The sequence below is a fragment of the Bradyrhizobium sp. Kon37 genome, assembly GCF_055807535.1.
The window spans coordinates 1-229 of the sequence record NZ_JBVVOY010000368.1; the positions used below are offsets into that span (position 1 = coordinate 1).

Sequence of the window (229 nt, forward strand, 5' to 3'; positions counted from 1 at the left end):
GTCAGCGGTCTGATGGGATCGCTTTCTGCGATGAAAGGCTCTGTGACCAGCCTGATTAACCAGCCTGCCATGCTGGCCTCCTCGCTGATGGGGGCGCTGTCCGGCGTTTCATCGTTATGCGATACCCGGACAGCATTTTCCACATGGAACCGTCTGGCGCAGCGATTCGAACGTCGCCATGCCGCCACCGCAGGCAGACAGGGGACAATCACAACCTCGTACAACAGTC

At 59.0% G+C, this 229-nt stretch carries 1 protein-coding gene; it reads left to right on the forward strand.

Annotated elements, in window-relative coordinates:
• Window positions 1–42: 42 nt before the first annotated feature.
• The coding region (locus AC0L3J_RS38500; RefSeq protein WP_473350635.1) for a hypothetical protein at window positions 43–229 on the forward strand (187 nt) is incomplete at its 3' end.